The 8228-nt window shown below is 63.7% G+C and carries 9 protein-coding genes; 4 read left to right on the forward strand and 5 right to left on the reverse strand.

The genetic code is table 11. The features are described 5' to 3' along the window. The 4 genes from ABI213_RS02130 to ABI213_RS02145 all read right to left on the reverse strand — a co-directional run. Window positions 1-520, reverse strand: a 520-nt coding sequence (locus tag ABI213_RS02130) for an MFS transporter (protein WP_348025920.1), incomplete at its 3' end; no start/stop codon positions are given. A 267-nt stretch (window positions 521-787) separates the two neighbouring features. After that, window positions 788-1744, reverse strand: coding sequence for a LysR substrate-binding domain-containing protein (locus ABI213_RS02135; RefSeq protein ID WP_348005076.1), 957 nt, complete (start codon window positions 1742-1744; stop codon window positions 788-790). A gap of 6 nt (window positions 1745-1750) precedes the next feature. After that, the gene (gene apbC, locus ABI213_RS02140) at window positions 1751-2842 is read right to left on the reverse strand and encodes an iron-sulfur cluster carrier protein ApbC (protein WP_348005075.1); all 1092 of its coding nucleotides are present in this window, start codon (window positions 2840-2842) and stop codon (window positions 1751-1753) included. A 60-nt stretch (window positions 2843-2902) separates the two neighbouring features. Next, window positions 2903-3592, reverse strand: a complete 690-nt coding sequence (locus tag ABI213_RS02145) for a Bax inhibitor-1/YccA family protein (protein WP_348005074.1) — start codon at window positions 3590-3592, stop codon at window positions 2903-2905. Between the two features lie 95 nt (window positions 3593-3687). On the opposite strand from ABI213_RS02145, the gene ABI213_RS02150 reads away from it, so the two are divergent. Further along, window positions 3688-4572, forward strand: coding sequence for a LysR family transcriptional regulator (locus ABI213_RS02150; RefSeq protein WP_348005073.1), 885 nt, complete (start codon window positions 3688-3690; stop codon window positions 4570-4572). Here the strand turns inward: ABI213_RS02150 and ABI213_RS02155 are convergent, their stop codons facing one another. Continuing rightward, the gene (locus ABI213_RS02155; RefSeq protein ID WP_348005072.1) at window positions 4573-4872 is read right to left on the reverse strand and encodes a DUF2917 domain-containing protein; all 300 of its coding nucleotides are present in this window, start codon (window positions 4870-4872) and stop codon (window positions 4573-4575) included. 139 nt (window positions 4873-5011) lie between these two features. Between ABI213_RS02155 and ABI213_RS02160 the strand changes: the two genes are divergently transcribed. From ABI213_RS02160 to ABI213_RS02170, 3 genes are all read left to right on the forward strand, one after another. Further along, window positions 5012-6460: a PLP-dependent aminotransferase family protein gene (locus ABI213_RS02160; RefSeq protein ID WP_348025922.1), complete on the forward strand. Its 1449-nt coding sequence runs from the start codon at window positions 5012-5014 to the stop codon at window positions 6458-6460. Window positions 6461-6494: 34 nt separating this feature from the next. Next, the gene (locus tag ABI213_RS02165) at window positions 6495-7706 is read left to right on the forward strand and encodes a patatin-like phospholipase family protein (RefSeq protein ID WP_348025924.1); all 1212 of its coding nucleotides are present in this window, start codon (window positions 6495-6497) and stop codon (window positions 7704-7706) included. 32 nt (window positions 7707-7738) lie between these two features. Continuing rightward, window positions 7739-8228: class I tRNA ligase family protein (locus ABI213_RS02170; RefSeq protein WP_348025926.1), on the forward strand; the 490-nt coding region annotated here is incomplete at its 3' end.

Raw genomic sequence — 8228 nt, forward strand, 5'->3', positions numbered from 1 at the left:
CCATGCCGGTGGCCATGCCGCGCCGGTCCGGGAACCACTTGATCAGCGTGGACACCGGCGAGATGTAGCCCAAGCCCAGGCCGATGCCGCCAATCACACCCGAGCCCAACAGCATCAACCAGAACTGGTGCAGGTGGATGCCCAAAGCAGAGATCAACATGCCACCGCACCAGCACAGCGCAGCTACCACACCCGCCTTGCGTGGACCGGCGCGTTCCAGCCAGCCGCCCCACAGCGCCGCCGACGAACCTAGCAGCACAAAAAACAGGGTGTACATCCAGCCCAGGGTCGAAATCTTCCAATCGCAGTTGGTGACAAACAGCTCCTGGAAGAAGCCAATGTCGGGGCCACATTTGATACTTTCCTTGATCCCCAGCGCCTTGGACAAAGGCAGCCAGAAGACCGAAAACCCATAGGCCATGCCGATACACAAATGGATGGCCAACGCCGCTGGGGGAACCAGCCAACGGTTAAATCCAGGGCCCGCAATGGTGCCCTCTTTGTCCAGGAATCCTGCCATGGGTTGTGTTTCCTTATCTATATGTCCACCAGAACTTCCGGCGGATTTCGTGGTTTCCGAGCGGTTTTTACAGGCCTTGCCATGGCGGGTCCAATGGAATATCGACATGGGGCAATTCAAAGCGCGAATGCTGCAGTGCAGCAGTCGCGCGTACATATTTGAATTTCAAGGCACTTTTTAGTTAAAAAAATGGCCGTTAGCGCACAGTTAATTTGCGCTGGCAGCTATTATTTTTAACTTAAAAATAATAGCATATGTAACATTTACTTACAGTGGCCAGGCACCGGCCAGTTGCCCGCTGTGGGCGCGGACATGGCGCAACCAGTCGGGCGACCCGGCCAACGCCAGGGCGGCCTGCATGGCGCGCGAGGGGCGTAGCACCCTGGGGGCCATGAAGCCGATGGGAGTGCGCACTTCGGGCGCCACCAGCGGCAGCGCCTCCAGCGCGCGGTAGTTCAGCACGGCCGCCAGCAAGCCGCCGGGCAGTACGCTGCATACGCTGCCGTCCACCACGCTGAGCACCAGCGAGAAGATGGAATTGGTCTCAATGGCGGGCACCACCTGGATGCCTGCGGCGGCAAAAGCCGCGTCCATGATGGTCCGGTTGTGCATCTCGGGGGTCAGCAGGCACAGCGGCAGATCGGCCAGGGTCTGCCACGGCACGGGGTCGCGGATTTGCAGGCCGTCCGGGTGCGGCTGCGTGGCGCGGCGCACTAGAAAATAGTATTCGTCGTACTGTGGCCAGGCCTGCAGCTTGACGGCGCGCTGCTGCATGCGGTCGGTATAGCCCAGGGCCAGATCCAGCGACAGGTCTTCCAGCCGCGTCTCCAGCTCCAGCGAGCTCAGCGACAGCACCACCGGCTGGATGCCGGGATGCCGGGCCTGCAACATGGCCGCAAACCGCGACAGGATGGGCACGGCCGTGGGAATCGCGCCCATGCGCAGGCGGCCACGGGGGTAGTCGGCCTCGCTTTTCAGCGCCTGCTGCAGCACCTCGTGCTCGTGCAGCATGCGGTGCGCGGTGAGCAGCACCTGTTCGCCCTCGGGGGTCAGGCCCTCGTAGGTGCGGCCCCGGCGCACGATGACCACGCCAAACTCATCCTCCAGCGCCTTGAGCGCGTTCGACAAGGCAGGCTGGGTGATGTGGCAGGCCTGGGCCGCCCGGCCAAAGTGCTTGTGCTCGTGCAGCGCCGAGAAGTAGCGCATGGCGGCCATGAGGTTCATGGCGGCTTATGTATCTTTGCTGATCGAAATCGTCGGGAATTTGCTGGAAAAATCTTTGTTCTTGCCCGCAATCGACACCGCCACTTGGCGGGCAATGGCCTTGTACAGGGCGGCGATTTCGCCGTCCGGCTCGGCCACCACGGTGGGCTGGCCGCCGTCGGCCTGCACGCGGATCTGCATGTTCAGCGGCAGCGCGCCCAAGTAATCCATCTGGTAGTCCGCCGCCATTTTCTTGCCGCCATCGGCCCCGAAGATGTGCTCGACGTGGCCGCAGTGGCTGCACACGTGCACGGCCATGTTTTCCACGATGCCCAAAATCGGCACGCCGACCTTTTCAAACATCTTGATGCCTTTGCGCGCATCCAGCAGGGCAATGTCTTGCGGCGTGGTGACGATGACCGCGCCGGTCATGGGCACGCGCTGGCTCAGCGTGAGCTGAATGTCGCCGGTGCCGGGGGGCATATCGACGACCAGATAGTCCAGGTCTTTCCAGTTAGTTTGGCGCAGCAACTGCTCCAGCGCCTGGGTGGCCATGGGACCACGCCAGACCATGGCCTGGTCCTGGTCCACCAGAAAGCCGATCGACATGGCCTGCACGCCGTAGTTTTCCATGGGTTCCATGTTCTTGCCATCCAAGCTCTCGGGCTTGCCCTGGATGCCCATCATCATCGGCAGGCTAGGGCCGTAAATATCGGCATCCAGCAGGCCCACACGGGCGCCTTCGGCAGCCAGCGCCAGCGCCAGGTTGACGGCGGTGGTGCTCTTGCCCACGCCGCCCTTGCCCGAGGCCACGGCCACGATGTTCTTCACACCGGGCAGCAATTGCACGCCGCGCTGTACGGCGTGGGCGGAGATTTTGGTGGAGATAGTTACGCTGACCTGGCCCATGCCCGGCAGCGCCTGCACGGCGGCTACCAGGGCGGCCTGCAAGGCGGCGTGCTGGCTCTTGGCGGGGTAGCCTAGCTCGATGCCAAAAGCCACATCGGCCCCCTGCACGCTCAGGTCGCGGATGGCTTTGGTCGATACGAAATCGGTGCCGGTGTTGGGATCAATGACGCTTTTGACCGCGTCCAGCACCTGTTGTTCTGAAAAAGGCATGCATAACTCCTATGGGGCGCGTAGTCTATGCCCAAAACTTTGCGCCCCACCCCCGTAGGCTTATTCGTCGCCGCCGATGCCAAACAGGCTAAGCAGGCTGGTGAACAGGTTGAAGATCGACAGGTACAGGCCCACCGTGGCCATCACATAGTTGGTTTCACCCCCGTTGACGATACGGCTGGTGTCCATCAGTATCAAACCAGCGGACAGCAAGGCCACCATGGCCGACACCGCCAGGCTCAGCGCAGGAATCTCCATGAACACGGCGGCCAGACCGGCCAGAATCGCAATCACCATCCCGGCAAACAAAAAGCCCGCCATGAAGCTGAAGTCGCGCTTGGACGTGACCGCCCAGGCCGACAAGGCCAAAAACGTAGCACCCGTGGCAGCCAGCGCCATCATTACCACCTGCGCACCGCCCGGCATCGCCAGCGAACGTGCCACGATGGGGCCCAGCGTGTAGCCCATGAAGCCGGTGAAGGCAAACACGGCGGGAATCGCCCAGCCGCTGTTTTTCAGCTTGTGCACCGCAAACAGCAGGCCAAACATACCCACCAACATCACCACCAAACCGGGGGCCGGGGCTTGCAGCACGATGCCTGCGGTTGCCACGGCGGCGCTGAACAGCAGCGTCATCGACAGCAGCGCGTAGGTGTTGCGCAGCACGCGGTGGGCAGCGCTAGGCAGTGTGGAAGGGGCCTGCGTGATCAGCGTGTGGTCCGGGCGACCGGAGGGGGAAATATGTTCCATGGATGGCTCCTGAGTGAAAGATGGCTAACCATACGCGCGCAGCAGCTTCTTAAAAAGCAGAGAATCGTGAAGTATTCATCTCTTAAAACTTGACAATGACCGAAGCCTTCAGCTACCGCCACCTACATTACTTCTGGGTGGTTGCCCGCGAGGGCGGCATGGCCCGCGCCGCCGACCGCCTGGGCATGGCGGTACAAACCGTGAGCACCCAGGTGCGCGAACTGGAGCGTTCGCTGGGTGTCACCCTGCTCAAGCCCGAGGGACGCGGCCTGGTGCTGACCGAAGCCGGGGTGGCCGCCATGCGCCAAGCCGACCTGATTTTTCAGCTGGGCGAAGGGCTGCCCAGCGTGGTGCGTGATGCCGTCAGTGCACCGTCGGTGCGGCTCGCCGTAGGCATCTCCGAGGGCCTTCCCAAGCTGGTGGTGCGCCGCCTGCTGCAGCCGGTGATGCCCGAACCGAACTTGCGCCTGCTTTGCCACGAAGACGAATTCGACGACCTGCTGGGTGACCTGGCCCTGCACCGGCTGGACGTGGTGCTGGCCGACCGCCCCGCCGCCGCCAACCCCAACATCAAGGTCTACAGCCACCCGCTGGGTACCTCGGCCATGGCCTGGTACGCACCCGCACCTTGGGTGGAGGCAGCACAAAAAAACTTCCCCCACAGCTTGGCCACCGTACCGGTGCTGCTGCCGACCACCCACGCGGCGGTGCGCCCGCGGATTGACCAGTGGTTCGAGCGCGTCGGTGTCAAGCCGCACATCGTGGGCGAATTTGAAGACAGTGCCCTGCTGGTGACCTTTGGGGCCGGTGGCATGGGGGCATTCCCCGCCGCCGAATGGGTGCACGAGGAGCTGACCACCCGCTTTGGCGTGCAGCGCATCGGCCCCTGCGAAGGCGTAGAAGAACGCTTTTATGCGATTGGCACCGAGAAGAAAGTGCAGCACCCGCTGGTGCAGCGGCTGCTGCCCGGCAAGCTGTAATTAAGCGGCACCAACGGCCCCGGCCATACCCTGCGTCGGCCGTGCCATCCGAATGCGCGGGGCCCAGCGCACCGCCGCCGGTTGTGCAATCTGAAAATCCACCGACGGCTCGGCGCTCAGCCGAACGCTGACCGCTTGCGGCGCGATCCAAGTGCCGTGGGCCTGCAGCCACACGTCTTCGCTACGGCCATCTTGCGTCAACCACAGGCAGCCAGTACTGACCCGGACTACCGCACCGGCAGGCAAGCGCAGCGCCACCACATCCGGCGTACGCAGTTCGAAATGCTCAATCTTGACCATGGCTATCTCCTGAAAAAACCTCCACTGCGTCTTGCGGTGGAGCGGTATTCAATGTAGCCTTGCCACCTGTACAGTACCAATACAGTTAACAAAACAGTCATCTCAACTGGCCCGTTTTATCGACCAATACAGTCACCCTATGCCAACCGATACAGCCGACCACAGTGCCACCCTGGGCGCGCAAACCACGCTGGTAGACCAACTGGTGCAGTGGGCCGAACAGCGCATCCAGCAGCAGGTGTTTCGCCCCGGCATGCGCATGCCCTCGGTGCGCGAGCTGGCGCTAGAGCGCGGGGTGTCGCGCTTTACCGTGGTGGCCGCCTACGAGCGGCTGGTGGCGCGCGGGCACCTGCTGGCGCGGCGCGGCGCGGGGTTTTTTGTGCGCGAAGCTGCGGCGCATGTCAGCACGCGTGCCAAGTCGGTCCCGGCACGCGCCAAACCGCAGCCCGCCATCAACATGGGTTGGATGGTCCGCAACATGACCAGCGGCATTCCGGCCCACCTGTCGCCGGGTTCGGGTTATCTGCCGCCCGATATGTGCGGCGGCGACCTGCTCAAAATGGGTTTGCGGGCGCTGGCCAACCATAGCACCAGCCTCCAGTTGGCGCAAGGGGCCTCAGCCCAAGGCTACGCGCCGCTGCGGGCGCAAATCCAGCGCACGCTGGCCGAACGCGACATCCAGGCCCATCCGTCGCAAATCCTCACCACCACCGGCGCAGTCCAGGCCATTGACCTGGTTTTTCGCATGGTGCTGCGCCCTGGGGACACCGTGCTGGTGGGCGAGCCCGGCTGGTGCAATCCGCTGCTATGGCTGCAGGGCGTGGAGGTGGTGGGTGTGCCCTACACCCCGCAAGGGCTGGACGTGCAAGCCCTCACCGCGCTGGTCGAAAAGCACAAACCCAAGCTGATGTTTCTCAACCCCGTGCTGCACAACCCCACTGGCACGCTGCTGAGCGCCGCCACGGCCTACCAGATTCTGCGGCTGGCCGAGGCCCACGACATCCTGGTCATCGAAGACGACATTTATTCCGACTTTCTGCCCCAGGGCATGGCCGTGACCCGGCTGGCCAGCCTGGACCAGTTGCGCCGGGTGGTGTACGTGAACAGTTTTTCCAAAATGCTCGCGCCCAACATCCGCGTGGGCTACCTGGCGGGCCCGCCGGAGCTGGTCGACACCCTGACCACCCACAAGCTATTGACCGCGCTGACCACCCCCGAAATCAACGAACGCATCGTCTACAAGGCCCTGACCGAGGGCAGCTACCGCAAGCACTGCCAGCGGGTACACGCGGCTCTGGACAGCCTGCGCGAGCCGGCCTTCAAACGTATGCAGGATTTGGGGCTGCGGGCTTTTTGCCAGCCGCAGGCCGGTTTTCTGGGCTGGTTCGACACGGGCGTGGACACCAACCACCTGGCCGCCTTGGGGTTGGAGGCGGGCTACCTGCTGCGCCCCGGGGCGCTGTTCTCGCTGCGGCAAACCCCCAGCCCGTGGATGGGCATCAACATCGCCACCAGCCGCGACCCTGCCATGCTGACCTGGCTGGCCACCACGCTGGAGCAATTGCGCCAGCGTGGTGAAAAGCCCTAGTGCGCTGCCGCGCGCCAGCATCCATCATCGCCCTATGCCACCACCTCTTCCTCTCACTGGCCTCTTGCTCACCGGCGGCGGGGCCCGCGCCGCCTACCAGGTGGGCGTGCTCGAAGCCATTGCCGACCTGCGCCTGGCCAGCGGTGCGGGCGACACGGGCAACCCCTTTCCCATCATCACCGGCACCTCGGCAGGCGCGTTGAACGCCGCTGCCCTGGCCTGCGGGGCCGACGACTTTGATACCGCGGTACGGCGCATCGTCAACGTGTGGCAGAACATGGAAGCCGGGCAGGTCTACCGCACCGACCCGATTGGCGTGATGCGCAGCGGCGCGCGCTGGCTGACGCTGCTGTCGGTGGGCTGGATGCTGGCCAAATGGCGCAAGGTCCAGCCCCGCTCCCTGCTGGACAACCGCCCGCTGCGCGAGCTGCTGGCGCACATGGTGCCGCTGGAGCGCCTGCCCGGCCTCATCGCCCAGGGCCATGTGCAAGCGCTGGCCGTCACCGCGTCCAGCTACAGCTCGGGCGAACATTTGACCTTCTTCCAGGGCAGCGACGCATTGCAGCCCTGGGTCCGGTCGCAGCGCCAGGGCATGCGTGACCAGCTCAGCCTGGAGCATTTGCTGGCCTCGTCCGCCATCCCCTTCGTCTTCCCCGCCATGCCGCTGCCCATGCACGGCCATAACGAATACTTTGGCGACGGCTCGATGCGCCAGTCGGCCCCAGTTGCCGCCGCTATCCATTTGGGAGCAGAAAAGATATTGGTGATCGGCGCTGGACGCATGCACGAGCCCAAAGGGGAAGCCCCCACATTGGCCAACGACAGCTATCCCTCGCTGGCACAGATCGCTGGCCACGCGCTGTCCAACATCTTTCTGGACGCATTGGCAGTGGACGTGGAGCGGGTGCGGCGCATCAACACCACGCTGGCACTGATACCGGCTGAGTTCCGCCACAACAGCCCGCTACGCCCCATCGAGCTGCTGCTGATAGCACCGTCGCAGCGCATTGATGCCATCGCCGCCCGCCACGCACACAACCTGCCACCCACCATCCGCACCATGCTCGGCGGCCTGGGCTCCACGCCCCACACCGATGCCGCCAAGGGATCGGCGCTGGCCAGCTACCTGCTGTTCGAGACCGGCTTCACCCGCGAACTGATGGCCTTGGGCTATGCCGATGCGCAAGCCCAAAGCGCCGAGGTGTGCCGGTTCTTCGGCTGGGCCGATGCCACGCTGCCAGATTAAAATCGAGGGCTGTTTTGAAAGCCCGTTCCCCCATGCCACGCCAACTCTTCGTCACCACCGCCTTGCCCTACGCCAACGGCAACTTCCACATCGGCCACATCATGGAGTACATCCAGGCCGACATCTGGGTGCGGCACCAAAGAATGCAGGGCAATGCGGTGAACTTCGTCGGTGCCGACGACACGCATGGCGCGCCGATCATGATTGCGGCCGAGAAGGCCGGCATCACACCCCAGCAGTTCGTGGCCAACATCGCCGCCGGGCGCAAGCCGTATTTAGACGGTTTCCACATCGCCTTTGACAACTGGCACAGCACCGACGCCCCCGAAAACCACGCCCTGGCGCAGCAGATCTACCGCGACCTGAAAGCCAACGGACTGATTTCCAGCAAGGTGATCGAGCAGTTCTTCGACCCCGAGAAGAACATGTTCCTGCCCGACCGCTTCATCAAAGGCGAGTGCCCCAAGTGCCACGCCAAGGACCAGTACGGCGACAACTGCGAAGTCTGCGGCTCGGTCTACG

Source organism: Rhodoferax sp. (assembly GCF_039922535.1).
Classification (GTDB): domain Bacteria; phylum Pseudomonadota; class Gammaproteobacteria; order Burkholderiales; family Burkholderiaceae_C; genus Rhodoferax_B.

What these genes read in the sequence shown, in the direction of transcription:
- ABI213_RS02150 (WP_348005073.1), top strand. Translation starts at nt 3,688, where the DNA reads ATGACCGAAGCCTTCAGCTACCGCCACCTACATTACTTCTGGGTGGTT.
- ABI213_RS02160 (WP_348025922.1), top strand. Translation starts at nt 5,012, where the DNA reads ATGCCAACCGATACAGCCGACCACAGTGCCACCCTGGGCGCGCAAACC.
- ABI213_RS02155 (WP_348005072.1), bottom strand. Translation starts at nt 4,872, where the DNA reads ATGGTCAAGATTGAGCATTTCGAACTGCGTACGCCGGATGTGGTGGCG.
- apbC (WP_348005075.1), bottom strand. Translation starts at nt 2,842, where the DNA reads ATGCCTTTTTCAGAACAACAGGTGCTGGACGCGGTCAAAAGCGTCATT.
- ABI213_RS02135 (WP_348005076.1), bottom strand. Translation starts at nt 1,744, where the DNA reads ATGAACCTCATGGCCGCCATGCGCTACTTCTCGGCGCTGCACGAGCAC.
- ABI213_RS02145 (WP_348005074.1), bottom strand. Translation starts at nt 3,592, where the DNA reads ATGGAACATATTTCCCCCTCCGGTCGCCCGGACCACACGCTGATCACG.
- ABI213_RS02165 (WP_348025924.1), top strand. Translation starts at nt 6,495, where the DNA reads ATGCCACCACCTCTTCCTCTCACTGGCCTCTTGCTCACCGGCGGCGGG.